General features: G+C 68.0%; 26 protein-coding genes. 17 read left to right on the top strand and 9 right to left on the bottom strand.

What is annotated here, in order from left to right; all coding sequences use genetic code 11:
• Positions 1-48: 48 nt before the first annotated feature.
• Positions 49-1,200, top strand: a complete 1,152-nt coding sequence (locus tag JLDANKMP_RS06270) for a transglutaminase-like domain-containing protein (protein WP_111687541.1) — start codon at positions 49-51, stop codon at positions 1,198-1,200.
• A 6-nt stretch (positions 1,201-1,206) separates the two neighbouring features.
• Here JLDANKMP_RS06270 and JLDANKMP_RS06265 read toward each other — a convergent pair whose 3' ends face one another.
• Positions 1,207-1,542, bottom strand: a complete 336-nt coding sequence (locus tag JLDANKMP_RS06265) for a zinc ribbon domain-containing protein YjdM (RefSeq protein ID WP_005414225.1) — start codon at positions 1,540-1,542, stop codon at positions 1,207-1,209.
• A 182-nt stretch (positions 1,543-1,724) separates the two neighbouring features.
• Between JLDANKMP_RS06265 and JLDANKMP_RS06260 the strand changes: the two genes are divergently transcribed.
• The 3 genes from JLDANKMP_RS06260 to JLDANKMP_RS06250 all read left to right on the top strand — a co-directional run bounded on the left by JLDANKMP_RS06260 (position 1,725) and on the right by JLDANKMP_RS06250 (position 3,803).
• Positions 1,725-3,086 carry an Hsp70 family protein gene (locus tag JLDANKMP_RS06260; protein ID WP_012480950.1) on the top strand — a complete coding sequence of 454 codons (1,362 nt, stop codon included), beginning with the start codon at positions 1,725-1,727 and terminating at the stop codon, positions 3,084-3,086.
• Between the two features lie 229 nt (positions 3,087-3,315).
• A complete protein-coding gene (locus JLDANKMP_RS06255) occupies positions 3,316-3,609 on the top strand; it encodes a YkgJ family cysteine cluster protein (protein WP_053462562.1) in 294 nt (97 codons plus the stop codon).
• 11 nt (positions 3,610-3,620) lie between these two features.
• Positions 3,621-3,803, top strand: coding sequence for a hypothetical protein (locus JLDANKMP_RS06250; RefSeq protein WP_005410566.1), 183 nt, complete (start codon positions 3,621-3,623; stop codon positions 3,801-3,803).
• Between the two features lie 49 nt (positions 3,804-3,852).
• On the opposite strand, the gene JLDANKMP_RS06245 is transcribed toward JLDANKMP_RS06250, so the two are convergent.
• Genes JLDANKMP_RS06245 through JLDANKMP_RS06235 form a run of 3 tightly spaced genes read right to left on the bottom strand, consistent with a single transcriptional unit; the run spans position 3,853 to position 5,853 of the window.
• On the bottom strand, positions 3,853-4,734 hold the full coding sequence (locus JLDANKMP_RS06245) for a DUF4097 family beta strand repeat-containing protein (RefSeq protein WP_005410567.1): 882 nt from the start codon (positions 4,732-4,734) through the stop codon (positions 3,853-3,855).
• A 10-nt stretch (positions 4,735-4,744) separates the two neighbouring features.
• A complete protein-coding gene (locus JLDANKMP_RS06240) occupies positions 4,745-5,278 on the bottom strand; it encodes a hypothetical protein (protein ID WP_111117954.1) in 534 nt (177 codons plus the stop codon).
• A complete protein-coding gene (locus tag JLDANKMP_RS06235; protein WP_005414221.1) occupies positions 5,275-5,853 on the bottom strand; it encodes a sigma-70 family RNA polymerase sigma factor in 579 nt (192 codons plus the stop codon). Before JLDANKMP_RS06235 ends, JLDANKMP_RS06240 begins: the two co-directional genes overlap by 4 nt.
• 126 nt (positions 5,854-5,979) lie before the next feature.
• Here JLDANKMP_RS06235 and JLDANKMP_RS06230 point away from each other — a divergent pair, with 126 nt between their 5' ends.
• Entirely contained in the window at positions 5,980-6,159 is a 180-nt protein-coding gene (locus JLDANKMP_RS06230) for a hypothetical protein (protein WP_024958248.1), read from the top strand.
• A gap of 36 nt (positions 6,160-6,195) precedes the next feature.
• Positions 6,196-6,789, top strand: a complete 594-nt coding sequence (locus JLDANKMP_RS06225) for a mechanosensitive ion channel family protein (protein ID WP_005410571.1) — start codon at positions 6,196-6,198, stop codon at positions 6,787-6,789.
• 518 nt (positions 6,790-7,307) lie between these two features.
• Here JLDANKMP_RS06225 and JLDANKMP_RS06220 read toward each other — a convergent pair.
• Entirely contained in the window at positions 7,308-7,574 is a 267-nt protein-coding gene (locus JLDANKMP_RS06220) for a DksA/TraR family C4-type zinc finger protein (RefSeq protein ID WP_005414219.1), read from the bottom strand.
• A 170-nt stretch (positions 7,575-7,744) separates the two neighbouring features.
• Complete coding sequence (locus JLDANKMP_RS06215) at positions 7,745-8,302, bottom strand: DUF2058 domain-containing protein (protein WP_005414218.1); 558 nt, start codon at positions 8,300-8,302, stop codon at positions 7,745-7,747.
• 62 nt (positions 8,303-8,364) lie between these two features.
• Between JLDANKMP_RS06215 and JLDANKMP_RS06210 the strand changes: the two genes are divergently transcribed.
• The 3 genes from JLDANKMP_RS06210 to JLDANKMP_RS06200 all read left to right on the top strand — a co-directional run bounded on the left by JLDANKMP_RS06210 (position 8,365) and on the right by JLDANKMP_RS06200 (position 11,354).
• Positions 8,365-8,865, top strand: coding sequence for a M48 family metallopeptidase (locus JLDANKMP_RS06210; RefSeq protein WP_005414217.1), 501 nt, complete (start codon positions 8,365-8,367; stop codon positions 8,863-8,865).
• Positions 8,866-8,912: 47 nt separating this feature from the next.
• Positions 8,913-9,611, top strand: a complete 699-nt coding sequence (locus JLDANKMP_RS06205) for an RNA pseudouridine synthase (RefSeq protein ID WP_212560743.1) — start codon at positions 8,913-8,915, stop codon at positions 9,609-9,611.
• 150 nt (positions 9,612-9,761) lie between these two features.
• Complete coding sequence (locus JLDANKMP_RS06200; RefSeq protein WP_212560742.1) at positions 9,762-11,354, top strand: phospholipase D family protein; 1,593 nt, start codon at positions 9,762-9,764, stop codon at positions 11,352-11,354.
• Positions 11,355-11,357: 3 nt separating this feature from the next.
• Here the strand turns inward: JLDANKMP_RS06200 and JLDANKMP_RS06195 are convergent, their stop codons facing one another.
• Positions 11,358-12,434 (bottom strand): HDOD domain-containing protein, encoded by a 1,077-nt coding sequence (locus JLDANKMP_RS06195; protein WP_005410577.1) that lies wholly within the window; start codon positions 12,432-12,434, stop codon positions 11,358-11,360.
• A gap of 278 nt (positions 12,435-12,712) precedes the next feature.
• Here JLDANKMP_RS06195 and JLDANKMP_RS06190 point away from each other — a divergent pair, with 278 nt between their 5' ends.
• Complete coding sequence (locus JLDANKMP_RS06190; RefSeq protein ID WP_005410578.1) at positions 12,713-13,810, top strand: Glu/Leu/Phe/Val dehydrogenase dimerization domain-containing protein; 1,098 nt, start codon at positions 12,713-12,715, stop codon at positions 13,808-13,810.
• Positions 13,811-13,854: 44 nt separating this feature from the next.
• On the opposite strand, the gene JLDANKMP_RS06185 is transcribed toward JLDANKMP_RS06190, so the two are convergent.
• A complete protein-coding gene (locus tag JLDANKMP_RS06185; RefSeq protein WP_212560741.1) occupies positions 13,855-16,701 on the bottom strand; it encodes an autotransporter serine protease in 2,847 nt (948 codons plus the stop codon).
• Positions 16,702-16,884: 183 nt separating this feature from the next.
• Here JLDANKMP_RS06185 and JLDANKMP_RS06180 point away from each other — a divergent pair, with 183 nt between their 5' ends.
• From JLDANKMP_RS06180 to JLDANKMP_RS06170, 3 genes are all read left to right on the top strand, one after another.
• On the top strand, positions 16,885-18,060 hold the full coding sequence (locus JLDANKMP_RS06180; RefSeq protein WP_005410580.1) for a thiolase family protein: 1,176 nt from the start codon (positions 16,885-16,887) through the stop codon (positions 18,058-18,060).
• Between the two features lie 124 nt (positions 18,061-18,184).
• Entirely contained in the window at positions 18,185-18,526 is a 342-nt protein-coding gene (locus JLDANKMP_RS06175) for a hypothetical protein (protein ID WP_005410581.1), read from the top strand.
• Positions 18,527-18,683: 157 nt separating this feature from the next.
• Positions 18,684-19,094 carry a hypothetical protein gene (locus JLDANKMP_RS06170; protein WP_005410582.1) on the top strand — a complete coding sequence of 137 codons (411 nt, stop codon included), beginning with the start codon at positions 18,684-18,686 and terminating at the stop codon, positions 19,092-19,094.
• Positions 19,095-19,330: 236 nt separating this feature from the next.
• Here JLDANKMP_RS06170 and JLDANKMP_RS06165 read toward each other — a convergent pair whose 3' ends face one another.
• Positions 19,331-20,968 carry an acyl-CoA dehydrogenase family protein gene (locus tag JLDANKMP_RS06165; RefSeq protein WP_212560740.1) on the bottom strand — a complete coding sequence of 546 codons (1,638 nt, stop codon included), beginning with the start codon at positions 20,966-20,968 and terminating at the stop codon, positions 19,331-19,333.
• A 113-nt stretch (positions 20,969-21,081) separates the two neighbouring features.
• On the opposite strand from JLDANKMP_RS06165, the gene JLDANKMP_RS06160 reads away from it, so the two are divergent.
• The 4 genes from JLDANKMP_RS06160 to pdeM are packed head-to-tail and all read left to right on the top strand — an operon-like array spanning position 21,082 to position 26,771.
• Positions 21,082-22,080 (top strand): ligase-associated DNA damage response exonuclease, encoded by a 999-nt coding sequence (locus tag JLDANKMP_RS06160; RefSeq protein WP_005414211.1) that lies wholly within the window; start codon positions 21,082-21,084, stop codon positions 22,078-22,080.
• Entirely contained in the window at positions 22,077-23,684 is a 1,608-nt protein-coding gene (locus JLDANKMP_RS06155; protein WP_212560739.1) for an ATP-dependent DNA ligase, read from the top strand. The genes JLDANKMP_RS06160 and JLDANKMP_RS06155 overlap by 4 nt, the downstream gene beginning before the upstream one ends.
• Entirely contained in the window at positions 23,681-26,140 is a 2,460-nt protein-coding gene (locus JLDANKMP_RS06150; RefSeq protein WP_212560738.1) for a ligase-associated DNA damage response DEXH box helicase, read from the top strand. Before JLDANKMP_RS06155 ends, JLDANKMP_RS06150 begins: the two co-directional genes overlap by 4 nt.
• Positions 26,130-26,771, top strand: a complete 642-nt coding sequence (gene pdeM, locus JLDANKMP_RS06145; protein ID WP_212560737.1) for a ligase-associated DNA damage response endonuclease PdeM — start codon at positions 26,130-26,132, stop codon at positions 26,769-26,771. Before JLDANKMP_RS06150 ends, pdeM begins: the two co-directional genes overlap by 11 nt.

Here is a 26,771-nt window from a genome sequence, read left to right as displayed (position 1 = left end):
GTCTACACTCGCTGCAGGCGGGAGCGCCCGCCGCTGCCGGGAACTGTCATGTACCGCCCTGCCGCCCGCATCTTCGTCGTGGTCCTGGCCGCTTTGATGGCCGCGCCGCTCTGCGCACAGGACCACCCGCGCACCGATGCACTCCCACCCATCGGAAGCGTCCCCCCGGTGGAGGTCCCCTCACCGGAACAGGTCTTCGCGATTCCTCCCGCAATGCGCGCGATGCTGCAGGCGCAGGTGATCGACCGCAGTTCATCGCGCGAGCAGCGGCTGCAGGCACTGGTGGAAATGATCTTCGGCCGCCAGGGGCTGGACCTGCAGTACGACGCGAACGCGACCTACACCGTGGACGAAGTCTGGCAGCAGCGCCGCGCCAACTGCCTCGCCTTTACGCTGATGTTCGTGGCACTGGCGCGCGAGGCTGGCATCCAGGCCCGCGTTCAGGAAGTCGGCCAGGTCGTGTCCTGGTACCAGGACCAGGACGCCGGCGTGGTCTACAGTGTGGGCCACGTCAACGCGGGCGTGGAGATCGCGGGGCGTTACGCCACGGTCGACCTCGATCGCAACGTACTCTACGACCGCCACGGCCCGCAGCCGGTCAGCCGCGCGCGTGCACTGGCCCATTTCTACAACAATCGAGGTGCCGAACGCATGGCCGAAGGAGACCTCGTCGGCGCCCGCGCGTTCTTCGATGCCTCGGTCGTGCAGGATCGCGCATTCCCCTCGGTCTGGAACAACCTGGGTGTGCTCGACAACCGTGAGGGCAACACCGATGCGGCGCGGGAGGCACTGGACCGCGCCCTGCGCCTGGACGGCCGCCAGGATGCGGCGCTGACCAATGCCAGCGCGCTGTATCGGCAGCTTGGGCTGGATGCGCAGGCCAAGGCCCTGGAGCGACGCTTGAAGTCGGTGCAGCGTGAGGACCCGTTCGCGCAGTACATGCTGGGCACGCAGGCCGAGCAGGCCGGAAAGCTGGCCGAAGCCATCCGCTATTACCGGCAGGCCGTACGCCTGTATGACACCGCGCACCAATTCCACTTCGGGCTGGCGCGCGTGTATTTCCTGTCCGGGCAGCTTGAGCGCGCCGACCGTGAACTGACCCGCGCGCAGCTGCTGGGTGGTGCACCGGAGCAGGCACGCTACCAGGCCAAGCTCGACAGCCTGGCCCGCTGGCGCGCGCAGCAGCAGGCCAGGCGCTGAGACCGATCAGGCCTTCTTGAGGAAGCAGGTCTTCAGGACCAGGCCCTTGATCTTGTCCGAGTTGCCTTCGATGTGCTCGGCATCATCTTCGACCAGGCGGATGTTGCGGATCACGGTGCCCTGCTTCAGCGGGATCGAAGACCCCTTCACCTTCAGGTCCTTGATCACGGTGACGGTGTCGCCGGCCTGCAGGGTATTGCCGTTGCTGTCACGCACGACCAGGGTCGAACCGGCACTTTCCTCGGCGGTCCATTCGAAACCGCAATCGGCGCAGATCCACAGCGCGCCATCGGCATAGGTGTTTTCCAGGGTGCACTGCGGGCAGGCGGGAACAGACGACATCGGCAAGTACCTCAAAGTGAATCAACAGCCGCCATTGTAACCGCCCGGTCCGGGGCCCCGGCTCCCTGGCAGGTGCCCGGCCGCCGCCATGACCACGGCTGGAGCAGCCGCGACGCTGGAACTTGCAGTCGGCGGCGAACTGCAGCAGAGTGCGCGGCCCCTGACCGCCCCCGGAACTCCCCATGCGCCTCGGCATCGACTTCGGTACAAGCAACTCCGCCGCCGCCATCGTGCATGAGGGGAAACTGCTGCCGATCCGTTTCGGTGACGCCGAACAGTTCCGCACCAGCGTGTACTTCCCCGGCGTGGTGCCCGACCCGGACGACTTCCAGCTCGACGACGGCCAGGAACACCAGCTGCAGCAGATGATCGACAGCGCCGCGCGTGCAGCCCGTGCCGCCGGCCAGGAACGCACGCCGCAGGCGCTGCGCCGCGAAGCCCTGCGCGCCCTGCGCCGTGAATGGATGGAGGCCCGCGCCGGCAAGGAACGCAGCGCCAGCGACCTACTGCAGAACGCGGTCTACGGCGACGACGCGCTGGAAGCCTATTTCGAGGAACACGAAGGCAACCTGGTGCAGAGCCCGAAGTCGATGCTGGGCTACAACCTGCACCCACGCGCGAAGCAGACCATCACCGGCATCGCCGCGCACATCCTCGAACACATCCGCCTGACCGCCAGCGCCCAGCTTGGCCAGCCGCTGCGTGCCGCTCTGCTCGGCCGCCCGGTGCAGTTCCGCAGCTCGATCGGCGCGGCCGGCAATGACCAGGCACTGGATATCCTGCGCGAGGCCGCCACCCAGGCCGGCTTCGACCAGATCGATTTCCTCGAAGAACCCGCCGCGGCGGCCATGCACTACCACGCCGAAAGCCGCGAGCGGCACCAGGCGGTGATCGTCGACATCGGCGGCGGTACCACCGATATCGCGCATGCCGAAGTCGGTGGCGACGACGCCCCGCGTATCCACCGCGCGTGGGGTATCGCCCGCGGCGGTACCGACATTGATCTGGCGCTGAGCCTGTCCAGCTACATGCCGCTGTTCGGCCGCGGCATCACCCGCGTGCCCGCCCACCACTATGTGGAAGCAGCCACCGTGCAGGACATGACGCGCCAGCGCGACTTCCGCCAGCACAAATACGATCACGTCGACGAGCCGTGGGGCGGGCGCCTGCAGGCCCTGCAGGACACCGGCAATACCGCCCGCCTGTACCGCGATGTCGAACGCGCCAAGATCGCCCTCAGCGCCGCCAGCGAGCACCGCAGCACGCTGGACTACATCGCCCGCGACCTGCATGCCGACAGCAGCGCCGATGGCCTGGCCGCCGCCGCCCACGGCTACCTGGAGCAGATCCGGGAACTGCTGGCCCAAGTCCGCAGCGACATCGGGGGCGACCCGGATGCGGTGTTCCTGACCGGCGGCATGTCCCGTGCCGGCTACCTGCGCCAGGCCGTGGCCGAGGCCTTCCCGGGGGCCCGCATGGTCCACGGCGAGCCCTCGCTGGGCGTGGTCCAGGGCCTGGCGTTGGCGGCAGCCAGCCAGGATTAACAAAACGTTACGCGGTCTAAGTTACTCTTGGTCGGCTAGAACCCCGCTGCACCTTCCACCGGCCACGCCGGTGTGTGTCCACGGTGCAGCCTGGCCCGCCCTGCGGGCCTAGCGGCCATGCCTTCCTGGCTCGTTCATGGTCCGCGCAGCACCTGAGCCGCCATCGAGACCCGCTTTGGGCACCCGCCAGGCCCCTGTGGCCTTACAACCTGACGCAGCACCTGCACCCATCGACTGCCGCCGTTGTGACGCGGTCTGTTGCCGGCTGCCCGTGCTGCTGCAGCCCGGCGACCACGTGCCTGGCCAGTTCCTGTCACGCGACACCCACGGCCGTGCCGTGATGGCGCGCAACGAGGAAGGCTGGTGCGCGGCGATCGATCCCTATCACCTGCGCTGCACGATCTATTCGCAGCGCCCGGCGATCTGCCGCCAGTTTTCGATGGGCGGCGATGACTGCCGCCGCGAGCGGCAGGACTACCTGCGCCAGGCCGACGCCTGGGCGCTTTCCTCCCCTTCCACCTGACAGGAGCAACCATGCCCCGCAAGGCAAAGACCCCCGCGAAGGCCAGCAACAGCATCCGCAGCGAACGCAAGGGCGCGGCCGCCAGCACCGTGGTCAGCAGCGATTCGATCGCTTCGGACCTGGCAGCGTTCCGCAAGGCCGGTGGCAAGATCGAAGTCCTCGGCACCACCTGGGCGCTGAAGAAAGCCAGCTGACCCAGTACCGACCGCGGCGGCGCTGCCGCCGCGGCCTGCCGGACCGTGCTCAGCGATCCAGGCGTACCCGCACACTGCCCGAATGCGACTGGATGCGGATGTCTCCATCGCCGCCCCCCAGACGCGTATCGAGATGGCTGCCCGGCCCATAGCGCGGCCGCTCCACCTGACCGGCGTCGCTGTTGATCGAGCCGCTGAAGCTGTTCACCGACAGCTGTGCCGACACCGTGCGTGGCAGGCTCAGCGTGACCGAGGCACTGACCGATTCGACATTGATGCGGCCGCCGGGCGCCAACCCGGCCGCTGCCAGATCGATGCTGCCAGAGACGGTTTCCACCGCCAGTCGCTGCACGCGCCCGGCGTCGACCTCGACCCGTCCGGACACCGTCTGCGCACCGATATCACCGGACACGCCACCGCCGGCCTCGATGCGGCCACTGACGGTGTTCACATCCAGCTTCGGCGTCTGCAGGCGTGCGCTGACGCTGCCACTGACCGTGTTGAGCTTGCTGTCGCCACTGCGGCCAGCCGCGCTCAGGCTGCCGCTGACCGTGTCGGCCTGCAGCCGTCGCACATCGATACCACTGATGTCCTGGCTGGCGCTGACCGTGCTCAGCAGCAGCTCCACCGATCGCGGCACGTTCAGCACCAGCGTTGCACCACCGCTGTTGCTGCGGCGCGGATATTCGATCTCCCAGCGCACACGGTTGGCGCTTTTTTCCTGGCGCAACTGCAGGCCGTCGCTGAGCGTGCCGGTGAGCTGCACGTCATTGCGGTCCCAGCCACGCACGGTCACCTTGCCGGCCACGTTGCTCAGCTCGATGCGACCGCCCGCAGCCAAGGTGTGGCGCTCGTCGATGCGGGTGTCGGCCAGTGCCACGGCAGGGGTCAGCAGCAGCGCGACGCAGCAGGAAATCAGGGTTCGGGTCATGGGGGTCTCCTCAGGTCGTCAGGCCGGACTCGGCGGCATAGGCCGCCTGCCGGGTCAGTTCCAGCCGCAGCGCATAGGTGCGCTTGAGCTGGCCAAGCAGGTGCGGCGCACGCGGGTCCTGCGCCAGGGCGGCACGGATCTGCGCCGCGCTTTCATCCAGTTCGTGCAGGGCCGGCTGCCATTCCGGCGCCCGTCCATCGGGCAGCGAAGCGACGGCCTGCTGATACTGCTCGGTCATCGCCGCGGCCTGCAGCTGCAGGGCGGACGGCGCCGGCGTATCCGGCTGCGCATGCCGCCACGGCGCCACCGCATACAGTGCCAGGCTGGCCGCCAGGGCAGCGCCGGCCGGCAACCACCAGCGGCGCCGCGAACGCACCGGCAGGACCATCACGTTGTCCGTTGGCGCGGGTGCTGCCTGCGATTCACGCGGCGGCAGCCGGGCGGACAGGCGTGCCCAGCCATCGGCGGGTACATCGCGCTCGTTCGGCAGCGCGCGCAGCCGGGCCAGCAGGTCGTGATCGGAATCGTGTTCGTGTGTACTCATGTCATGTCTCCCAGCCGTGCGCGCAACAGGCCGCGCGCACGATGCAGCTGTGCCTTGGAACTGCCGACAGCCATCTGCAGCTGCTCGGCGATTTCCTGGTGTTTCCAGCCTTCGATATCGTGCAGCACCAGTACCGCACGCGCCCGTGGTGGCAGTGTCGACAATGCGCGCTCCAGGTCACGCTCGGTACCCGCGCAACGGTCATGCACCGCCAGTTCCTGCAGGCCGCCATCGACATCCTCCAGACTGTCGTGATCCTGCCCTGCGGCGCGACCGCGCAGTTCCATCAGTGCGGCGTTGACCCCCAGCCGATGCAGCCAGGTGGACAGGCTGCTCTCGAAACGGAACCCTGGCAGGGCTTTCCAGGCCTGCAGGAAGGCCTCCTGCAGCGCATCCTCGGCACGTGCCTGCTGGCCGCCACACAACCGCCACAGGACAGCGAATACACGCGGCGCGTGACGCCGGTACAGCAGTTCGTAGGCAGCGGTGTCGCCGGCGGCCGCCGCCCGCACCAGGGCGGGTTCGTCGACGGCGTCGTTGGCGGCAGGCAGCGCGGGCATGGTGGTGTCGAGCATATCGCTTGGATGCGGCGACCCGGGAAAAGGTTTAGAGCCGATCGACGGCCGATGCCATGCAACCTTTTCGACGGCTGCTGCATCCATGGAAGGTCCTTCGCGAATCTGCCGTCCGGGAGTCCTGCCATGTCCAGCCCTTCCTGCGCCGCCCTGCTGGTGATCGCTGCCTGCGTCCTGCTGCAGGCGCTGGGCCTGTCACTGCAGCTGCGCCCCGACAACGGCCGCGCCTGCCTGCATCAGCACCGCCAGGAGCTGGTCTGCCTGGCCTGGACCCCGGCGGTCGAATCCCCCGCACGCGCCGGGTAACATCGAGGGCCGTTATTGCCACCCGTCGTCGCCCCCATGATGTTGTCGCTGAAGGATCACCTGCCGGCCTGGACCTACCCTTGGCTCCACGACGCGGGTATCGCCGTGAAGATCCTGCTCACCCTGCTGGCCGCGTGGCTGCTGCGGGTGCTGGCACGGCGCTTGATCCGCCGCTTCGCCGAGCACTACACGCTGCCACCGGAAATGGTGATGGGCGCGCGCCGGATCACCAGTTTCGTGGTCTATTTCAGCGCAGTGCTGTACATCCTCAGCCTGCTCGGCGCATCGCCGTCGGTACTGTGGACCGCGTTCACCGGCTTCGCGGCGGTGGGTGCGGTGGCCTTCTTCGCGGCCTGGAGCGTGCTCTCCAACATCTTCTGCACGCTGCTGATCTTCACCACGCGCCCGTTCCGCCTGCATGACTACATCGAGGTGCTGGAGAACGGCGAGAAACCGGGCCTGAAGGGCCGGGTGATCGACGTGAACCTGATCTACACCACGCTGCAGGAGACCGGCGACGGCCACGAGGGCACGGTGCTGCAGCTGCCGAACAACCTGTTCTTCCAGCGCACGGTGCGGCGCTGGCGCGACCCGGCGCAGGCCCCCGGTGGCATCCAGGGCGACGGCTGAGGGAGGTTCTTCTTTGCAGGGCTGCACCCTGCACCTGCCGAGGCCGAAGCCGAAGCCGAAGCAAGATCAAGAGCGGCATTCCGTGGGATGGCGGGGCGGTGTGGGTGGTCAGGACACGCCGTGAACCCGTCCATGGGGGCTCGATGGCGCCATCCATGGCGCCAACGGTCCTGCCCACCCACACCGCCCCACCTCTGACAGATTCCGCGCGCTGTTGGTGGGTGCCGACCGTTGGTCGGCACATCTGTCAGATATCGATAGTCAAAATTGAATCCGACCCCGTGCCGACCAACGGTCGGCATCAGCAGCGGGTTCCAACAGATCGCGGAAATCTGTCAGAGGCGGGGCGGTGTCGGAGTGCGGGGTGTCCGCGGCATGGATGCCGCGGCCAAGCCCCCATGGACGGGTTCACGGCGTCCCCGCACTCCGACACCGCCCTGCCAACCCACGGAATGCCAGCCTTTGATGTTGACGTTGCTTCTGCAGGTGCAGGGCGCAGCCCTCCAATAAAACACCCCTTACCTCAGCTGGCTGTCCTTGCTGCCACGCCGGTTGTAGCCGGCATGCGCCTGTTCTTCGTCGTCATGCGCCTGCTGGCACGCCACGCACAGCCGTACCCCGGGCACGGCCTGGCGCCGCGCCAACGGAATCGGTGCGTCGCATTCCTCACAGTGTTCCAGACCAGGGCCCTGCCGCAGCTGGCGCCGCGCGCGGGCAATCGCATCGTCGACGGTGGCGTCGATCTGATCCTGGACCGCGCCGTCTCCCGCCCAACCGGTGGCCATGGCCATCCTCCGCAGGTGTGTCGCCTGATATGGGGACGATACACCCGCGCACAAAGGAGCAGACCTGTGTTGAGCCGAGCCATGCCCGGCTGATCTTCAGCAATCTGAGCAGAACGTGGAGGGCTTCAATCAGGTCGATCGCGACTTAATCCCCTCCGTCCCCTTTTCGCTTACCAGACCAGGTCGTCGGGCACCTGGAACTGCGCGTAGTAGGCGTCGTCCTCGGCATTGCCGGTGGATATCTCAGCGGTCGAGCCCGGCTGGCCGTGGTCGACGATGATCGCTTCCGGGGCGCGCTCACGCACCTTCTCGGCAGCAGCACGTGGCAGCAGCGCGTAACCGTCGCCGTGGGCAACGATGACCAGCACGCCGACCGACAGCGCCTTGCGCAGCTTGGGGTCGATCAGCAGGGTGCGGATCGCCGTGCCATCGCTGAAGCGGTACTCGTCATCGCCCTTGTGGGGCACGGCATGGGCCGCGATGATCTGCTTCGCCTGCGCCTTCTGTTCAGCCTGCCTGGCCTGCGCATTGCGCTCGGCGGCCAGCGCGCGGTCGCGCTCGATCTTCTCGGCGCGGACGCGTTCAGCCTCGCGCTGGACCTCGGCCGAGGTCGATTCGGCCTTGCCCTGGCGGGCCTTGGCCTGCTCGCGCGCGGCGGCGCTGGCCTGCGACTTCTTGGCCAGGCCGGCCTTGAGCAATTGTTCCTGCAGCGCGTTGGGCTTTGCCATGGTCGGTGCGTACCGCGTGTAATCTTGGATGCCCCATTCTACCGACGCCCCGCCGCCCCTGCATGGCAGTCCTGAAGTACCTCACCGGCTATCCCGAACCCCTGGTCGCCCAAGTCAGCGAACTGCTGGCGCAGGGCAAGCTCGGCCCCTGGCTGCAGCAGCGCTATCCCGACCCCCACGAGGTGCGCAGCGACCGCCAGCTGTACGACTACACCCAGGAACTGAAGGACCGCTACCTGCGCAAGTCGGTGCCGCTCAACAAGGTCTGCTACGACAACACGCTGGAAGTGATCAAGCACGCGCTGGGCACTCATACCGCCATTTCCCGCGTGCACGGCGGCCGCCTCAAGGCCAGCCGCGAGATCCGCATCGCCACCGTGTTCCGCCAGGCACCAGCAGCGTTCCTGCGCATGATCGTGGTGCATGAGCTGGCCCACCTGAAGGAAGCCGACCACAACAAGGCCTTCTACCAGCTGTGCCAGCACATGGAGCCGGAGTACCTGCAGCTGGAGTTCGATACCCGCCTGTACCTGACCGAGCTGGCCAACCGCGGCCAGCGCTGACCGGCCGCAGCAGCTACACTGCGCGCCCCCTGCCCGACCTTGCCGCCATGGAACCGATCCGTCTCGACAAACGCCTGTCCGCCCTGCTCGGCATCCCGCGCGGCGAAGCGCGACGCTACATCGAAGGCGGCTGGGTCACGGTCAACGGCGAGGTGGTGGAACAGCCGCAGCGCCCGGTCGATGACAGCGCGGTGATCGTCGTAGCCGAGCAGGCCAGCGATGAAAAGGCCGAACGGGTCAGCATGCTCCTGCACAAGCCGGCCGGCGTTGCCGCCGAGACTCTCTGCGCGCTGGTCAGCAGTGACAGTCGCAGCGAGCTCGATGCCAGCGGCATCCGCCCCCTGCAACGCCACTTCCACGGCCTGCAGCTGGCCGCCTCGCTTCCGGCCAGCGACAGCGGCCTGGTGGTGGTCAGCCAGGATCCGGCCGCGCTGGCCCATCTGCAGCGCAATCTGGGCCGCACCGAGCAAGAATACCTGATCGAAGTGGCCGAAGGCGGCCCGGAGCGTGGGCCATGGCTGATGGCGCGTCTGCAGCAGGAGGCCGGCGGCGGCAAGGTCAGCTGGCAGAGCGAACAACGCCTGCGCTTTGCCGGCAAGGGGCTTACCGCCAAGGGCCTGCGTGCAGCGGTGACAGCCGCCGGGCTGCAGGTGACCGGGGTGCGCCGCCTGCGTATCGGACGCGTGGCGCTGGGGCCGCTGCCGCCGGAGCAGTGGCGCTACCTGGGCAGCGACGAGCGGTTCTGAGGTGTGCGGGTCAGAGCCCTTTCCTGTGGAATGGGATCCGACCCCATCGGTGACGCCCCCTCGGGGTGGGATCCCGTGCCGAAGGCAAGGGCTCTGACCCCCTGTCGAGGGCTCTGACCCCCTGTCGATCCTGCAGGCATTCCTTCACGCATGGCGTGGCTCTACCATCGGGGCATGAGCCTGCCCAAGCCGCTGTGGCGACGCCTGCTGCGCATCGCTGCAATCATTCTCGCTGCGCTGGTGCTGCTGGTGCTGTCCGGCCTGCTGCTGGCCGACCACCTCACGCCGCAGGCACGGGGCACGCCTTCGCATGTGCTGCCACTGCAGCCGGCGCAGACCCGCATCGACCAGCAGATCGTGCCATTGCAGGAGGCCCATCCCGGCCAGTCCGGCGTGGCCTTCCTCAGTGATGGCATGGATGCCTTCGCCGCACGCGCGATGATCACCACGCACGCAGGCCGCAGCCTGGACCTGCAGTACTACATCTGGCACGACGACCTGATCGGCCACCTGATGGCCAAGGCGCTGTATGACGCCGCCGAGCGCGGCGTGCGCGTGCGCATCCTGCTTGATGACATGAATGCCAAGGACAAGGACGCGCTGATGATGGCGCTCGATGCGCATCCGAACATCGAGATCCGCCTGTACAACCCGTTCCGCAACCGGACCGGCATCCTGCGCATGGTGGAGATGGTGCAGCGCTTCTTCAGCGTGAACCACCGCATGCACAACAAGAGCTGGATCGCCGATGGCCGCGTCGCGATCGTCGGTGGCCGCAACATCGGCGAGGAGTATTTCAGCGCGCGCACCGATGTGAACTTCCAGGATCTGGACCTGCTGGTCGCCGGCCCCGCCGTGGAGCAGGCCAACCGCATCTTCGACGACTACTGGAACAGCGAAACCGCCATTCCGGTATCCGCGCTTGCCTTCCATACCGACGCACAGCTGCGCCTGCTGGTGCGCGAATCGGACCATGAGGCGCAGCGGGACGTGGCCCGGCCGTACCTGGCGCGCGTGGCCGAATCACGCAAGCGGCAGCGCCCGAGCCCCGAGCCGCTGCGCTGGAGCGGTGCAGTGCGCATCGTGTCCGACCCGCCGATGAAGCACCGCAAGGACGATCGCGCTGCCTGGCTGGTGTCGACCCTGATCAGCGAGCTGCAGGCCGCCAGGCACAAGGCCCTGTTGATCTCGCCCTACTTCGTTCCCGGCAACGAGGGCCTGGATGGCCTTTCGGCCATGTCCGGGCGGGGCGTGCAGGTCGGCGTGGTCACCAACTCACTGGCCGCCAATGACGTCGCCGCCGTACATGGTGGCTACATGGGCTACCGCGTGCCGTTGCTCGAAGCCGGCGTCCACCTTTACGAACTGAAGGCACAAGGGCAGTCCGGCGATGCCGGCGTGTTCGGCAGCAGCGGCGCCAGCCTGCATACCAAGGCGTTCCTGGTCGATGACCGCCGCGGTTTTGTCGGTTCGTTCAACCTCGACCCGCGCTCGGCCTATCTGAACACCGAGATGGGCGTGCTGTTCGACGATCCGGTGCTGGGCGCACAGCTGCGGGACGAGTACCTGCGCCTGGCTGATCCCAGGCACAGCTGGTGGCTGGCGCTGGATGACCGTCGCCGGTTGCGCTGGCTGGAGCGCGAACCTCCACCGCACTGGGTGGAGGCCGAGCCGGGGGCAACGGCGCGCAAACGCTGGTTGTCGCGGGTGATCAGCTGGCTGCCGGTCGAATCGCAGCTGTAGCGCTCAGGGTGTTGGACCCGCCTCTTCCTGTCCGGCCTCATCACGTGTTTCCACGCTGCGTCCATGCAGGCGCCGCCAGATCCAACGCAGGGCATGCGGCGGCGCCGAAGGCAACTGTTCGAGCAGGGCCAGCATGCGGCTCTGGCTGGCATGTCCATGCCGGCACAGCAGGCTGGCTGCCGCCGCAGCGCTGGCCAGACGCAGGCTGTCGGCGAGTGGGCCATCGGCCTCCGGCGCCAGTGCCTGGTGCACGGGCTCGGGCAGCTCCCAGGCTGCAGCCACGCGTTGTGCCAGCGGCAACGACCATTGTTGGAGCAGTTGCAGGGCCAGCGCCGGCTCTACGGTTTCGTCGCGTGCCTGCGCTTCCTGCAGCAACTGGCGCATCACCAGCGCTGACCCCAGCCCCTGCACCAGGCCCAGCCACTGCGCAGCGAAGGCATCACCGAAGGTGACCGTGCGCGCATGATCGGCGGCCGCACGCGAAGCCAGCAGTGCGTGCTCCCAGATGATCGTACTGAACTGCGGAAACATGCCGCACTGCACCTGCATCACCGGCTGCACCAGCACTGCGCTGATGATCTGGCGCACGCCCTCGGTACCGACCAGGGTCACCGCACGCTGCAGGCTTTCCACCGGCCGCTCATGCACCTTGTAGGCCGGGCTGTTGGCGATGCGCAGCAGATTTCCGGTCAGCACCGGGTCCTGGCCGATGATCGCGGCCATCACCCGTGCCGAGGCGGCATCGTCGTTGACGGTCTGGATCAGCTGCGGCAGCAGTTGCGGGCGCCGTGGCAGGTGCCGGGCGGCCCAGTCACGGTCCTGCAGCGCGCGCGCCACCGCTTCGCCCAGTGCCGGATCCTGCACGGGGGCAGGCTCGCCAGCCAGCCGTGGGTACAGGGCAAGTGCATGCAGGCCGCGCTGCAGGTGGGCGGCGATCTCGCCGGCCTGCAGGGCCTCGCCCTGAAGGCTGGCTGCGGCAGCAGCGACCGCCTGTCGCGATACGGCCGCCAGGCGCAACGGAGCCGCCCCGGTCGAGCGCGCCAGCCAGCCGCGCAGCGATCGCCACCAGGCCGGCGTCATCGCCGCCTGCCCTGTCGTTGTGGTGCCCTTGCCGTCACTGACCGCCCTGCCTCTTCACGCGAATCCGGCCACCCGCCGTCGTCGCAGCATCGGCCGCACTTTCATCTTCTTTAACCGGAAGGGCGCCGATGTCGACGGCAGCGACCGGGGGAATGGACTAGAATGGCGCCGCGCGACCCGTCCCCCTGCACTGACGACGTCGCTTTTTTTGTTTTGGGACCCTACCGTTCACTGGCCGTTCGCTGCAGTTCGCCGCTGTTCGCGCCATCGGAGACGCCATGCTATTCGAAACCCTCGCCACCACCGGCCACGAACAAGTGGTGTTCTGCCACAACCACGATGCCGGCCTGAAGGCGATCATCGCCATCCACAACACCACCCTGGGCCCGGCCCTGGGCGGCGTGCGCATGCGCCCTTACGCCAGCACCGACGAGGCGCTGGCCGATGTGCTGCGGCTGAGCCGGACGATGACCTACAAGAATGCGCTGGCCGGGCTCAACGTGGGCGGCGGCAAGGCGGTGATCATCGGCGACCCGAAGACGGACAAGACCGAGGTACTGTTCCGCGCCTTCGGCCGCTACGTCGATTCGCTGGGCGGCCGCTACATCACCGCCGAGGACGTTGGCACCGACGTCAACGACATGGAGAACATCTACCTGGAGAGCCAGTTCGTGACCGGCGTGCACCAGGTCCATGGTGGCTCCGGCGATCCGGCGCCTTTCACGGCCTACGGCGCACTGCAGGCACTGATGGCGTCGATGCGCTTCAAGTTCGGCCATGAGGAAGTAGGCAAGACCAGCATCGCGGTGCAGGGCCTGGGCCACATCGGCATGGAACTGGTGAAACTGCTGCGTGACCGCGGCGCCAAGCTGTATGTCACCGACTTGGACAGTGCGCTGGTTGATCGTGCAGTCAGCGATTTCGGCGCCGAGGCGGTCAAGCCGGACGAGATCCACGAAGTGAACGCCGATGTGTTCGCACCGTGTGCGCTGGAAGGCGCGATCAACGCCGACACGCTGCCGCGGATCAAGGCCAAGATCATCTGCGGCACTGCCAACAACCAGCTGTCGAGCCTGGAGATCGGCGACGAACTGCATGCGCGCGGCATCCTCTACGCCCCGGACTACGCCGTCAACGCCGGCGGCGTGATGAACGTGTCGCTGGAGATCGACGGCTACAACCGCGAACGCGCGATGCGCCTGATCCGCAGCATCTACCACAACCTCACCCGCATCTTCGAACTGTCGCAGCGCGAGAACATCGCGCCGCAGCGGGCCGCCGATCGCATTGCGGAAAGCCGCATCCTGTCGATCGGCAAGCTGAAGATGCCGCTGGGCCGCAGCACTCCGCGCCTGGGCAACCTGCGCGGCGGCTGAGGCTGCAGACGTCGCGCCGGGAGCCTTCCCGGCGCGACCGATTGCTAGAACCCGGTGCTGTAGCGCAACGCAGCCTGCCGCGCGCCCTCGCCACCGATACGCTGGTCGAAACCCAGGCTCAAGCGGCCATTGCGGCCCCACCACGATTCCAGCGCGACGCCGATCAGCGCACTGCCGCGCGGCGCATTCCAGCCTGCCAGCGGCGCCCAGGCATCCACGCCGACAAAACTGGCCTGCCAATCGGCGTCACCGCCGTCCAGCCGCTGCTGCCACTCGGCGTGTCCGCGCAGGTTCCAACGCCCCCAGCCCCGCTCGCCGCGGATGCCGGCCAGCATCTGGCTGCGCTGCGCGCGGGTGGCATCACCCCGCAGGCCGAAGCCGAAACCGCCCAGCTCATTGAACGCATCGGTATCGACACGCGTGGTGCTGGCACCGAGGTAGGGCGTCAACGAAGCGCCTGCGCGGCCCAGGCGATATCCGCCTTCCACGCTGGCGCTGCTGAAACGCCCGCCGTAACGCGCCGAGACACCGTAGGCGCCCGCACCCAGCAGCAGCTGGCGATCCAGCGCGCGGGTGAACTGGCCACTGCCGAACTGGGCCAGCGCATAGCCACGCCCCAGGCTCCAGCCAGCGTACAACTGTGCCTGCGCCTGGCGATCACGCCCGCGATCACCGCCGAAACTGCTGCCACCATTGCTGCGGGTCTCACCGAAGGCGACGCCCATCAGGCCGTTGCCGCCCAGCGGCAGATCCTGGCCGGCCATCCAGCCCCGGCTGTCGGCGGCGTTGCCGGCGAAGCTGCCCTGCCCCGCCTCACCCAGCGCGCTCTGCCAGCTCCCGCGCAGGCGCGGGGTGGCCTGTACACGATCGAAGCGCTCGGCAATCGCACGCCGCGACATGTCGATGCTGTCGAAGGTGGCAGCCTCGGCGCGGGCATGCGCCTGGCCGGACAGGCTCTGCAGGCTGTCGGCCAGGCCCTGCTGGCCGCCTCCGGCCCACTGCAGCGCACCGGCTGCCGCACCGAAGGGCGATCCCTGCAGGCCGGTGTTGCCGTCGAGCACTGCGAATGCGCCTTCCAGGCGCTGCGCTGCGGCCTGTGCGGAGGCGCTCAGGCCACTGGCTGCGGCGGTGACGCTGACCTGGTTCACGTTCAACCAGGCGTTGTTGCTGTCGTAGCCATACGTGGGTGCCACCAGGGTCAGCCCCTGCAGGCCGGTGGAAGTGGCTTGGGTACTGAAGGTGCCGTTCAGGCCACCCCCGGCGTGGATGAGGTCCTGGCGCGTTCCGTTCTGCGGCACATAGCCGGAGACGAAGCCGTGCACACGCACACCGCCATTGATCGTTGCGTTGCCGGTGACCTGAAGTGCGTTGGCACCGAGCGCGATCATCAGCTGCGCGCCGGGCTGCTGGGTGTAGTTGCCCTCGATGGTGCCGGTGGTATTGCCGGTGGTGAGGAACACGCTGCCGCCGTTGACCACATTGCCGATCACCCGCGGCGTGCCACCGTTGAACTGCAGACCGGTGGAATCCGGGTCGGGCTGGGCGAGGATCGTCACATTGGAACGGATCACGCCACTGTTCTGCAGCGTCAGGATGCCGCGCTCGATGCGGGTGGCGCCGGAATAGCTGTTGTTGCCGGCCAGTACCAGCTTGCCTCCGCCCTGCTTGACCAGGCCACCGCTGCCGGTGATGTCGTTGCTCCACATCGAGTTGGTCGAGCCGGCATCAACGTTGGCAACCACATCGCCCCAGTCGAAGCGGCCGGGACCGTTGATCGCGCGACCGATGTCGAGCAGGCCATAGCCGAACACCGGATCCACGCCGGGCGCACCGATGTCCTTGGCAGTGCCCAGCAGGGTCTGCCTCACCAGATCGTTGTTGAAGTAGGGGAAGCGCTGCCAGACCAGCGCCGCCGCACCGGAGACCAGCGGCGCGGCGAACGAGGTGCCGTAGTTCCAGTAGTAACTGCCACCGTTGGCATCCGGGTAGACCGCGCTGCCCGGCGCTGCCAGGCAGTAGCGGGCCGCCTGGCCGCAGGCATTCGAATAGCTGGCCAGCGCTCCCGGCGTAAACGGGTCCACCGCCGTGGCCACCAGCCAGCCGCGCTCCAGATCGGCCGCCGGAAGCGTGCCTGCCACGCCCTTCTGGCTGGGCAGCGCGGCCAGGCTGCTCGGTTCGCTGCGGCCGTCATTGCCGGCGGCGAACACCACCAGGCCACCGTGGTTGATCACGAACGGCCGGTATTCGGCGGCTACCTGCGCGGTGGTCGGCAGGTCGGTCCAGTACAGGCCGCCCCACGAGTTGTTCATCACCTTCACGTTGTAGCTGATCAGGTCCTGGTGGACCTGGGCCACGCCCAGCGGCCCACTGAAGGCATTGCCCTGGCCACTGCCGTCGTCGGTCGGCGGCTTGTCGGAAATGATTCTTGCCGAGACGATCTGGGCGCCTGGCGCGATACCGCCCGGCCAGGTCCCCACTGCTGCGCCGGCGGCGAGGCTGGCCACGGCGGTGCCATGCCCGACCACGTCATCAACCGCCAGGTTGTTCCTGGCGGGATCGATGTAATTGAAGTTGGCCAGCACGCGACCATTCAAGGCCACCGCGTTGCGCTGCACGCCCGAATCGACGATGCCGATGCGCACGCCCTGCCCGGTCAGGCCGGCGGCCTGTGCGGCACGCGCGTTGGTGACTGAAAGATGCGCGTCAAAGGCCGGCTCCTGCGGCTTGGCCGGCGGTGGTGTCGTCGGCGGAGGCGTGGTTGGAGGTGTCGGCGTGGTCGGGGGCGGGTCGACGCGCACGTTGCTGCCGCCTCCGCCGCCTCCACCACAGGCCGTCAGCGCCATCGCCAGCGCGGTTGCCAGCACAGACCTCACCATCATCGTTCGCTCCATCGATTCCTTCCCGTGAACGTTGGCCTGCCTTCATCCCGGCAGGCGTTCGGCGCCGCACAGCGGCAGCCCTCCCCGACCCTCTATACTTGGGCCGACCCCCACGCAGTCTGCCGGGAAACCGGGGCGCATCCAACGGCCTCCGGTCTCCTTTCCGAACATTGCTTACGCATCAACGAGATTGCCATGTCCAACATCGTCATCGCCGCCGCCAAGCGCACCGCCATCGGCTCCTTCCTCGGCCAGTTCAACGGCGTGCCGACCCCGACCCTCGGCGCGGCAGCCATCGCCGCCGCGCTGGAACAATCGGGTGTCCCGGCCAGCGACGTTTCCGAAGTCCTGATGGGCTGCGTGCTGCCGGCCAACCTCGGCCAGGCGCCCGCCCGCCAGGCGGCGATCGCCGCCGGCATCCCGCTGTCGGCCGGTGCCACCACGCTGAACAAGGTGTGCGGCTCGGGCATGAAGACCATCATGCTCGGCCATGACCTGATCAAGGCCGGCTCGGCCAGCATCGTGGTCGCCGGCGGCATGGAATCGATGTCCAACGCCCCGCACATGCTGCCGAACTCCCGTACCGGCAACCGTTTCGGCAACTTCCAGGCGGTCGACCACATGGCCCACGATGGCCTGGTCAACGCCTACGACGGCAAGGCCATGGGCGAATTCGCCGAGTGCGCGGTGGACAAGTACCAGTTCAGCCGCGAAGAGCAGGACGCCTATGCGATCGAGTCGGTCAAGCGCGCGCAGGCTGCCCAGGCCAACGGTGCATTCGCCGACGAGATCGTCGCGGTGAAGGTAGCCACCCGCAAGGGTGAGGTCGAGGTCGCCATCGACGAGCAGCCGGGGCGCTCCGACATCGCCAAGATCCCGACCCTGCGTCCGGCCTTCAAGAAGGACGGCAGCGTGACCGCCGCCAGTTCCTCCAGCATCTCCGACGGTGCCGCCGCGGTGGTGCTGCTGACCGAAGAGGATGCCGCCGCGCGAGGCATCACGCCACTGGCCCGCATCGTCGGCCACGCCACCCACTCGCAGGAACCGGAGTGGTTCACCACCGCCCCGATCGGCGCGCTGCACAAGCTGCTGGGCAAGACCGGCTGGTCGCTGGACCAGGTCGATCTGTTCGAAATCAACGAAGCCTTTGCCGTGGTGGCGATGGCCCCGATGCGCGAACTGGGCATCCCTCACGACAAGCTCAACGTGAATGGCGGCGCCTGCGCACTGGGTCACCCCATCGGTGCCTCCGGCGCACGTCTTGTGGTGACCCTGGTCAACGCTCTGCGCACGCGTGGTGGCAAGCGCGGCATTGCCACCCTCTGCATCGGCGGCGGCGAAGCAACGGCAATCGCCATCGAATTGATTTAAAAAGATTTAACGATGATTTCGCAAAAATGAATGCGGGATCGCTTGACACCCAATCTTGGCTTGTCATCATGTTGTCGGCGCGCAGCATGCGCGTTGCCTAATTCTAACGACGAGGATTTACACAATGAGCATCAACAAGCTGCTGGTCGCGATGTCCCTGGCTCTGGCCCTGGCCGCCTGCTCGAAGCAGGAAGCTGCCCAGGACGCCGCTGCTTCGGCCAACGAAGCCGCCACCGAAGCCCAGGCTGCTGCCGACCAGGCCGCCGCTGCTGGCGCCCAGACCGCCGACGCTGCCCAGCAGGCCGCTGACACCGCCGCCACCGCTGCTGACGCCGCCACCGACGCCGCTGCCCAGACCGCCGGTGCTGCCACCGACGCTGCTGCCGGCGCTGCTGCTGACGCTGCCAAGGCTGCTGAAGGCACCGCTGAGAAGGCCAAGGACGCTGCTGAAGAAGCCAAGAAGTAATAACTTCTTTCTTCACGCTGTTCTGGAAAAGCCGCTGGTTCGCCAGCGGCTTTTTCTTTGCGTGGATGCCGGCGATCAAGCCCCTGCATCGCGACCCGGTCTTCACAACGGCATGAATAGGCTGGCGTCCCCATCCATTGCAGTGCCGGAGACCGCCATGAAGATTCGTCCGATCACCACCACCCTGCTGGCCGCCTCCCTGCTGCTGGCTCTGGCCGCCTGCAAGGGCCCGGAAGCCGAACAGGCCAAGCAGGACGCGCAGCAGGCGGCCGACAGCGCCGGCGCTGCCGCCCGCGACGCCGTCGACAAGGCTGCTGCCGCCACCCGCGAAGCCGCCGACAAGACCGCCGCCGCTTCCGAGCAGGCCGCCGCCGATACCCAGCAGGCGCTGGACAAGGCCGCAGACGCCACTGCCAACGCCGCCGACAAGGCCAAGGACGCCGCAACCGACGCCGCCGCGCACGCCAGCGACGCCACCGCCGACGCCGCGCAGAAGGTCGCCGACAAGGCCCGCGATGTCGCCAATGACGCCAAGGCCAACGCCGCCAAGGAAGAAGCCAAGCACTAAGCCCTACCGGCAGCCGAGCACCGGCTCGGTTCCACAGGAAAAGCCGCGGCACTGCCGCGGCTTTTCTGCTTTTCGCTCCCTGCTTCTTCTGTTGATTCCGTGGTGTGCGCCCACGGAAAGTCTCCAAGGACGCGCGGGTAGGTTGCGCAGGGGCGTAAGCGCCATGGATGGCGCGCCCGAGCCTTATCTGATGAAAATCTGTCAGCGTAGGTGTCGAGAGCCGGCGTGGGCCGCCCCTACGGCAGCGCGCGCGCCAGCATCGCCGTAAGCTCCAGCCCCGCCGGCAGCGTCCCGAACGCCAGCCCATGCTCCCCTTCCAGCCGGCTACGCACGAACGCCTCCGCCATCGGACTGCGCGCACGCATCAGCAGCGCCGCCTGCAGCAGCAGCGCAGTGCGCTCGCAGAACAGCCGCGCCTGCGCTTCCTCCGGTGGCGGCGCCGCTGCCCAACGCTGCAATGCCGCTGCATAGCGCGCATCACGGTCGGCCACCGACGCCAGCTCACAGCGCAACGCCGCCATCGCCTCCGGTTCACGCGCCAGCGCACGCAGCACATCCAGGCACTGGATGTTGCCGCTGCCCTCCCAGATCGAATTCAACGGTGCCTGCCGGTACAGGCGCGGCAGCATTGACTCCTCCACGTAGCCGGCACCGCCCAGGCATTCCTGCGCTTCATTGACGAAGGCCGGCGCACGCTTGCACAGCCAGTACTTGCCCAGCGCCGTCCCCAACCGCGCCATCGCCGCTTCATTGGCATCCACACCGGCACGATCCACCGCGCGTGCGATGCGCATCGCCAACACCGTGGCCGCTTCCGACTCCAGCGCCAGATCAGCCAGCACGTTGGTCATCAGCGAGTGCTCCACCAGCAGCTTGCCGAAGGTGCGCCGATGGCGTGCATGATGCAGCGCCTGCGCCAGCGCCATGCGCATCTCCGCGGCCGCACCCAGCATGCAGTCCAGGCGGGTCATCATCACCATCCCGATGATGGTCGCCACGCCACGCCCTTCTTCGCCCACGCGCCATGCCTGCGCGCCACAGAACTCGACCTCGCTGGACGCATTGGACCAGTCACCCAGCTTGTCCTTCAGCCGCATCAGCCTGAATGCATTGCGGTCGCCATCGGCCAGCCGGCGCGGCATCAGCAGGCAGGTCAGCCCGCCCGGCGCCTGCGCCAGCACCAGGAAGCCATCGCACATCGGCGCGGAAAAGAACCACTTGTGGCCGACCAGGCGGTAACGTTCGCCATCGATCGGCTCGGCGCGCGTGCTGTTCGCACGTACATCCGAGCCGCCCTGCTTCTCGGTCATGCCCATGCCCAGCGTGATGCCGGTCTTGTCCGCCACCGGCACGTCGCGCGGGTCATAGACCGGCGCGGCGGCCTTGCGCGCCCATTCGGCCAGGTGCGGCTGCGACTGCAGCACTGCCACCGCCGCATGGGTCATGGTCAAGGGGCAACTGGTGCCGGCTTCGGCCTGGTGGTGCAGGTAGCTCAGCGCCGCACGCGCGACGTGTGCGCCGGGCTGCGGCTCGTGCCAGGACAAACCCGCCACGCCATGCTGCTTCGCTGCGGACATCAGCTGGTGGTACGCAGGGTGGAACTCGACCGTATCAATGCGGTGGCCCTGCGCATCGTGCGTACGCAGCCGCGGGCGATCACGGTTGGCATCGAAGCCGAGCCGGTACAACTCGTCGCCGGCCAAGGCCCCGTACACGGCCAGGCGTGGCGCTAAGGCACCGGCACCCTCGCGATGCACCGCCTCCGCCAACGCCACATCGTCGGTCCACAGCTGGCGGCCCGCGAACGGTGGCGGCTGGTTCAGCACCACATGGGTTTCAAATGGCGCGTTGCTGCTGAAGCTGGGTCCACTCATCCGGTCCATCCTGGCGGCAAGAGGTATGCGGTCCGATTGTGCCGCATGCCCCGCCAAGCCCGTGTTCAGGCCGGTTCTCACCGCCTGCACGAAGCGCAGGCCACAGTGGCCGCATGGAAGGCAATGACGATCTGGTAGTGCTGCGTCCGGAGGGGCTGTACTGCGCCGCGGGAGATTTCCACATCGATCCCTGGCGCCCGGTGCCGCGCGCGGTCATCACCCATGGCCACGGCGACCACGCGCGCCCGGGCATGGGCGAATACCACTGCAGCGAAGGAAGCCTGCCGATCCTGCGCTGGCGGCTGGGCGATGTTGGCGTGCAGGCGCACGCCGAGGGGGTGCCGTTCCGCTTGGGCCGGGTGCAGGTATCGCTGCATCCGGCCGGTCATGTGCTCGGTTCGTCGCAGGTGCGCATCGACGATGGTGAACGGGTGTGGGTGGCGTCCGGCGACTACAAGCGCCAACCCGACCCGACCTGCACGCCCTTCGAAGTGGTGCCCTGCGATACGTTCATCACCGAAGCGACGTTCGCGCTGCCGATCTATCGCTGGCCGGACACCCCGGCGGTCGCCGCAGAGATCGTGGCGTGGCGCCGCGAATGCGAACAACGTGGCGAAGCGGCGATCCTGCTGTGCTATGCACTCGGCAAGGCGCAGCGGGTGCTGGCCGAGTTGTTGCCACTGGACGACCGCCCCGCGTGGCTGCACGGCGCCATCGCCAATGGCGTGTCGGTCTACCGGCAGGCCAACATCCCGATGCTGGAGACGCTCACCGTCGCCGAACAGGGGCGTCAACCCGATGCCGCCGGCCAGTTGATCCTGGCCCCACCCTCGGCCGCAGGCACGCCGTGGATGCGCCGCTTCGGACCGCATCAACTGGGGTTCGCCTCGGGGTGGATGCAGTTGCGCGGCAACCGGCGGCGCCGCAACGTCGACCGGGGCTTCGTCATTTCCGACCACGCTGATTGGCCCGCGCTGCTGCAGACCATCGAACAGACCGGCGCGCAGCGGGTCATCGCCACCCATGGCAATACCGATGCATTGATTCCGTTCCTGCGCGAGCGCGGCGTGGCGGCTGAAGCCTTTCGCACCGACTTCGGGAGCGAGGAATGAAGGCCTTCGCCGCGCTCTACCAGCGCCTGGACCGCAGTACTGCGACGCTGGACAAGCGCGCCGCACTGGTCGACTACTTCCGCCACGCAGCGGCGCACGATGCGGCGTGGGCGCTGTACCTGCTCAGCGGCGGCAAGGTCGGCGGCGCACGCCGCAGGATCGCCGCCAGTGGTGAGCTGCGCAGCTGGATTGCCGAGGAATCCGGACTGCCCGCCTGGCTGGTGGAAGACAGCTACGCTCAGGTCGGCGATCTGGCCGAAACACTGACACTGCTGCTGGATGACCCCTTGCATCCCGCCGCCGACCGGCCGTTGTCGGACTGGATCGAACAGCATCTGCTGGCGGTGGCCAACCAGCCCGAAGTGGTGCGCCGTGCGGCGGTCGTCGCCGGCTGGCGGCAGCTGCGTAGCGGCGAGCGCCTGGTGTTCAACAAGCTGCTCACCGGCGCGCTGCGCGTGGGTGTCTCGCAACGGCTGGTGCAGCAGGCGCTGGCAGAATGGTCCGGCCTGGACATCGCGCGCATCGCCCAACGCATGCTCGGCGAGTGGGTGCCCTCTCCCGCGTTGCTGGGGCAGCTGCTGTCGCCGGATGAACTGCCACTGGACCGGCAGCAGCCGTACCCGTTCTTCCTGGCCTCACCGCTGGAGGGCGAACCGGGCGAACGGCTGGGTCCGGTCGAAGACTGGCTGCTGGAGTGGAAGTGGGATGGAATCCGTCTGCAGCTGCTGCGCCGACGCGGTGAAGTGGCGCTGTGGTCACGTGGCGAAGAACGGCTGGATGGCCGCTTCCCGGAAATTGAACAGGCCGCGATGGCGCTGCCCGACGGCTGCGTGCTGGACGGAGAACTGCTGGCCTGGGACGAGAGCGACGACCTGCCACGCGCCTTCACCGCGCTGCAGACCCGCATCCAGCGTCGCAAGCCCGGTGCAGCGACCTTGCGCAACACCCCGGTGCGCGTGCTTGCCTACGACCTGCTTGAACGCGACGGCGAGGATCTGCGCGGGCTGCCACTGCAGCAACGGCGTGCACAGTTGGCCGAGGTCATCGGTGCCCTCGGCGATACACGCATCCAGCTGTCGCCCGACGTACCCGCTGGAGACTGGCTGCAGGCGGCCACGTTGCGGGAGGCCGCCCGTGAGCGGGGCGTGGAAGGGTTGATGCTGAAACGCCGGACGTCCGCCTACCAGTCAGGGCGACGGCGCGGCGACTGGTGGAAATGGAAGGTCGACCCCCTGACCATTGATGCCGTGCTGCTGTACGCGCAGGCCGGCCATGGACGGCGCAGCACGCTGTACACCGATTACACCTTCGGCGTCTGGGACGGCGATACGCTGGTGCCGGTGGCCAAGGCCTATTCGGGCCTGGATGACAAGGAAATCCTGGCCCTCGATCGCTGGATCCGCGCCAACACCCGTGAACGGTTTGGCCCGGTGCGCAGCGTGCGTGCCGGACAGGTGTTTGAACTGGGCTTCGAGGCAGTCAACCGCAGCAGCCGGCACAAATCCGGCATCGCCGTGCGCTTTCCCCGCATCCTGCGCTGGCGCCACGACAAGCCCGCCGCCGAAGCCGATCAGCTGGCCACGCTGCAGGCGCTGGCGCGATGAACCGCCGCGAGGCGTTGCGCCGGCTGGAAGACTGGTTCGCTGCGCGCGGCTGGCGCTCACTGCCGTTCCAGCGCGCGATGTGGCGGCACTATCTGGCGGGCGACTCCGGGCTGCTGCACACCCCCACCGGCAGCGGCAAGACGCTGGCCATGTTCGGCGGCCCGCTGCTGCAGGCGATGCTCGATCCACCGTCGGCACCGCGCCGGGCCAGCGCGGTGCGGCCGCTGCAGGTGCTGTGGGTGACGCCGCTGCGGGCATTGGCCAGTGATACCGCACGTGCGCTGCAGGCAGTGGTCGACGGGCTGGGCTTGGGCTGGCGGGTCGGCCTGCGCAGCGGCGATGCCAGCAACCGCGAGCGCCGGCAGGCCCGCGAAGGCCGCGTCGACGTACTGGTGACCACGCCGGAATCGCTGGCACTGCTGCTGAGCTATCCCGACACACTGCCACGCATGCGCCAGCTGCGCTGCGTGGTGGTGGACGAATGGCATGAACTGCTGGGCAACAAGCGCGGCGTCCTGCTGCAGCTGAACCTGGCGGTGCTGCGCGACGCCGCTCCTTCCCTGCAGCTTTGGGGACTGTCGGCCACGCTGGGCAACCTGCCGCAGGCCCGCGACGTGCTGCTGCCTGGCCAACAGGATGCACCGATCGTACAGGGCGTTCGTCCGCGCGCGATCAGCGTGCGCAGCCTGCTGCCGGAACCGGGTGAACGTTTCCCTTGGGCGGGGCATCTCGGCCTGGCGCAGCTGCCGCGCGTGCTGGACGCACTGATGGCCGTACGCAGCAGCCTGCTGTTCACCAACACCCGCGCGCAGGCCGAGCTGTGGCACCAGGCGCTGGCGGCGGTATGGCCGGAAGACGCGGACACGCTGGCACTGCATCATGGCTCGCTGGATCCAGCAATGCGGCAGCAGGTGGAAGACGGCCTGCGCGCAGGCGCGTTGCGCTGCGTGGTGGCGACCTCCAGCCTCGACCTCGGCGTGGATTTCCCGGAGGTTGAACAGGTACTGCAGCTGGGCAGCCCCAAGGGCGTGGCGCGGCTGCGCCAGCGCGCCGGGCGCGCACGCCATCGTCCCGGCGCCGGGGGGGCCATCGTCTGCATACCCAGCCACGCACTGGAACTGGCCGAATATGCAGCGGTGCGCCGCGCACTGCACGAAGGCGTGGTCGAAGTGCGTCGACCGCCGACGTTGTCACTGGACGTGCTGGCACAGCATGCGGTCAGCCGCGCCCTCGCTGGCGGCTTTGACAGTGATGCGCTGCTGGCGCAGGTGCGTCGCACCCATGCCTTCGCCACGCTGGGCGATGAACAATGGCGGGCCGTGCTGGACTTCATCGTGCAGGGTGGGCAGGCGCTGGCGCAGTACCCCGATTTCCACAAGGTCGTGCGCGATGCCGATGGCAGCTACCGCATGCACGATCGCCGCCAGTCGCTGCGGCACCGCCTGTCGATCGGCACCATCAGCAGCGATGGCAGCGTGCGCGTGCAGTTCCTGCGCGGTGGCGGGCTTGGTGCAGTGGAGGAGCAGTTCGCCAGCCGCCTGCGTCGCGGCGACCGTTTCCAGTTCGCCGGGCGCCTGCTGGAACTGGTGCAGCTGCGCGACATGACCGCTTTCGTGCGGCTGGCACGAGGGCGCGGTGATGGTGTGGTGCCGCGCTGGCAGGGAGGCCAGTTGCCGCTGTCGATGCCACTCGGCCGTGAGCTGGAGTGGGTGCTGTCCGGCGCCGACGACAGTGCCGAATCCCGCTGGTTGTCACCGTTGCTGGCACTGCAGCAGCAGCTGTCGGCGCTTCCCGGCCCAGAACACCTGCTGGTGGAAGAGGTGCGGCGCCGCGAAGGCCAGTTCATGTTCGTCTACCCCTTTGCCGGCCGCCACGTACACGAGGCACTGGCCGCGCTGTTGGCGCTGCGCTGCACCCGCCAGCAACGCAACAGCATTGGCTATGCGGTGAACGATCATGGCCTGGTGCTGGCGCCGGCGCGGCCGATCGATCTGGATGAGGCGCAATGGCGTGCGTTGTTCGGCAATGACCGGTTGCTGGCCGATCTGCGCGAGGCAGTGAACCTGGGCGAGCTGGCGCGACGTCAGTTCCGGGGCATCGCACGCGTAGCAGGCCTGCTGGTGCCCAGCCTGCCCGGTGGCATGCCACGGTCGCTGCGCCAGCTGCAGGCGTCCGCGGGCCTGCTGTACGACGTGCTGCGCGAGCACGATCCGGAACACCTGCTGCTGGCGCTGGCGGAACATGAAGTGCTGTACGACAGCCTCGACCTGCCGGGGGTGCAGCACGTACTGGAGCGGATCGGCACGCAGCAGCTGTCGCTGCAGCGACCGTCATCACTCACGCCGCTGGGCTTTCCATTGTGGGCCGAACGCCTGCGCGGTCAGTTCAGCAATGAAGACTGGCGTATGCGCGTGCAGCGCGCGGCCCAGCAACTGGAGCGCCGCCATGACCGATGAATTGCCGCTGCTGCTTGCCGGTGAGTCCGTGGTCCTGGTGGGCGCGCGTGCGCTGTACTGGCCCGCGCGGCAGGCACTGCTGATCGCAGACCTCCACCTGGGCAAGGCCGATGTGTTCCGTCGCGCCGGCATCGCGTTGCCCAGCGGCGGCACCGGCGAAGACCTGCAACGCTTGCAGCGGCTTCTGGACGTGCATGCCTGCCGCGAGCTGTGGATCCTGGGCGACATCCTGCATGGGCCGGCGCATCGCGCTGGGTGGTACCAGCAATGGCTGGGATGGCGTGAACGCAATGCTTCGCTGGACGTGCATGTCCTGCGCGGTAATCACGACCGCCAGCTGCCGCATGCGCAGTTGCAGGTCCAGATCCACGATGAAGTACGACTGCGGCCGTTCCTGCTTCGGCATGAGCCGATGCCCGATGCGGCGCTGCATGTGATCGCCGGGCATCTGCACCCGCAGGTTGCCTTGAGGCCACTGCGACGGCGCTTCCCCGCGTTCTGGCTGCGTGACCGGATGACGGTCCTGCCGGCCTTCTCCGCATTCACTGCAGGCATCGTGCCTGCCCCCGCCCGCGGCGAACAGATGATCGCCTGCGTGGAAAGCGGCCTGGTGGAACTGCCGGTCGCCTGA

This window comes from Stenotrophomonas sp. PE591 (assembly GCF_018320795.1).
Taxonomy (GTDB): domain Bacteria; phylum Pseudomonadota; class Gammaproteobacteria; order Xanthomonadales; family Xanthomonadaceae; genus Stenotrophomonas; species Stenotrophomonas maltophilia.
Note: the sequence above shows the minus strand (reverse complement) of the source record. Positions and strands in the feature narration are given on the sequence as shown.

Coding starts and splice junctions, on each gene's coding strand:
- JLDANKMP_RS06270 (WP_111687541.1), top strand. CDS start 49: ATGTACCGCCCTGCCGCCCGCATCTTCGTCGTGGTCCTGGCCGCTTTG.
- JLDANKMP_RS06265 (WP_005414225.1), bottom strand. CDS start 1,542: ATGTCGTCTGTTCCCGCCTGCCCGCAGTGCACCCTGGAAAACACCTAT.
- JLDANKMP_RS06260 (WP_012480950.1), top strand. CDS start 1,725: ATGCGCCTCGGCATCGACTTCGGTACAAGCAACTCCGCCGCCGCCATC.
- JLDANKMP_RS06250 (WP_005410566.1), top strand. CDS start 3,621: ATGCCCCGCAAGGCAAAGACCCCCGCGAAGGCCAGCAACAGCATCCGC.
- JLDANKMP_RS06245 (WP_005410567.1), bottom strand. CDS start 4,734: ATGACCCGAACCCTGATTTCCTGCTGCGTCGCGCTGCTGCTGACCCCT.
- JLDANKMP_RS06240 (WP_111117954.1), bottom strand. CDS start 5,278: ATGAGTACACACGAACACGATTCCGATCACGACCTGCTGGCCCGGCTG.
- JLDANKMP_RS06235 (WP_005414221.1), bottom strand. CDS start 5,853: ATGCTCGACACCACCATGCCCGCGCTGCCTGCCGCCAACGACGCCGTC.
- JLDANKMP_RS06230 (WP_024958248.1), top strand. CDS start 5,980: ATGTCCAGCCCTTCCTGCGCCGCCCTGCTGGTGATCGCTGCCTGCGTC.
- JLDANKMP_RS06225 (WP_005410571.1), top strand. CDS start 6,196: ATGATGTTGTCGCTGAAGGATCACCTGCCGGCCTGGACCTACCCTTGG.
- JLDANKMP_RS06220 (WP_005414219.1), bottom strand. CDS start 7,574: ATGGCCACCGGTTGGGCGGGAGACGGCGCGGTCCAGGATCAGATCGAC.
- JLDANKMP_RS06215 (WP_005414218.1), bottom strand. CDS start 8,302: ATGGCAAAGCCCAACGCGCTGCAGGAACAATTGCTCAAGGCCGGCCTG.
- JLDANKMP_RS06210 (WP_005414217.1), top strand. CDS start 8,365: ATGGCAGTCCTGAAGTACCTCACCGGCTATCCCGAACCCCTGGTCGCC.
- JLDANKMP_RS06205 (WP_212560743.1), top strand. CDS start 8,913: ATGGAACCGATCCGTCTCGACAAACGCCTGTCCGCCCTGCTCGGCATC.
- JLDANKMP_RS06200 (WP_212560742.1), top strand. CDS start 9,762: ATGGCGTGGCTCTACCATCGGGGCATGAGCCTGCCCAAGCCGCTGTGG.
- JLDANKMP_RS06195 (WP_005410577.1), bottom strand. CDS start 12,434: ATGACGCCGGCCTGGTGGCGATCGCTGCGCGGCTGGCTGGCGCGCTCG.
- JLDANKMP_RS06190 (WP_005410578.1), top strand. CDS start 12,713: ATGCTATTCGAAACCCTCGCCACCACCGGCCACGAACAAGTGGTGTTC.
- JLDANKMP_RS06185 (WP_212560741.1), bottom strand. CDS start 16,701: ATGGAGCGAACGATGATGGTGAGGTCTGTGCTGGCAACCGCGCTGGCG.
- JLDANKMP_RS06180 (WP_005410580.1), top strand. CDS start 16,885: ATGTCCAACATCGTCATCGCCGCCGCCAAGCGCACCGCCATCGGCTCC.
- JLDANKMP_RS06175 (WP_005410581.1), top strand. CDS start 18,185: ATGAGCATCAACAAGCTGCTGGTCGCGATGTCCCTGGCTCTGGCCCTG.
- JLDANKMP_RS06170 (WP_005410582.1), top strand. CDS start 18,684: ATGAAGATTCGTCCGATCACCACCACCCTGCTGGCCGCCTCCCTGCTG.
- JLDANKMP_RS06165 (WP_212560740.1), bottom strand. CDS start 20,968: ATGAGTGGACCCAGCTTCAGCAGCAACGCGCCATTTGAAACCCATGTG.
- JLDANKMP_RS06160 (WP_005414211.1), top strand. CDS start 21,082: ATGGAAGGCAATGACGATCTGGTAGTGCTGCGTCCGGAGGGGCTGTAC.
- JLDANKMP_RS06155 (WP_212560739.1), top strand. CDS start 22,077: ATGAAGGCCTTCGCCGCGCTCTACCAGCGCCTGGACCGCAGTACTGCG.
- JLDANKMP_RS06150 (WP_212560738.1), top strand. CDS start 23,681: ATGAACCGCCGCGAGGCGTTGCGCCGGCTGGAAGACTGGTTCGCTGCG.
- pdeM (WP_212560737.1), top strand. CDS start 26,130: ATGACCGATGAATTGCCGCTGCTGCTTGCCGGTGAGTCCGTGGTCCTG.